This is a genomic window from Mesorhizobium sp. M0184 (assembly GCF_040322215.1).
Classification (GTDB): Bacteria; Pseudomonadota; Alphaproteobacteria; order Rhizobiales; family Rhizobiaceae; genus Mesorhizobium.
The window spans coordinates 1-526 of record NZ_JAMYSZ010000125.1 but is presented as its reverse complement, the minus strand read 5'-3'; the positions used below and the strand labels follow the sequence as shown (position 1 = coordinate 526).

Annotated in this window: 1 protein-coding gene; it reads right to left on the bottom strand. The window is 58.4% G+C overall.

Annotation, left to right across the window (positions count from 1 at the left end):
• The coding region (locus NKJ23_RS34605; protein ID WP_352496833.1) for an AMP-binding protein at positions 1-526 on the bottom strand (526 nt) is incomplete at both ends.

Below are 526 nucleotides of genomic sequence, written 5' to 3'. Positions count from 1 at the left end.
CCGCGTGTTCGCAATCGGACGGCCGATCGTCTCAACGACAGCCTCTCCCCTCGGCATGCAAATCCAGGTCGAGTACGTCGTCGTCTCGGAAGGAGCGTACAGATTACAGATCTTCTCTGCGCCACTGCTCTCGAAGACCCTCTCGATCAGATCTGCCTTCAGCCGCTCACCCGCCAAATTGATGACGCGTGTCGAAGCCGGCACGGCTTGCTTGTCGACCAGAGCGGCGATCGCCGAGGGGACCGTGTTGATCAAGGAGACATCCAAGGGCGTCTGCGCCAGCGCCAGCGCGTCCTCGACAAGATAAAGAGTGTTTCCTTGCGACAGCGGAACGAAGCACTCATAGACGGACAGATCAAAACTGATCGAGGTAGAAAACAGCGTGCGGCTGATCTCTGATTCCGCAAATACGCCGCTGCTCCAATGCAGCAGGTTCACGGTGCTTTGATGCTCGACCATGACGCCCTTTGGGGTTCCGGTTGAGCCTGAGGTGTAGATGACATAGGCGAGATGGCGCGGGCTCAGG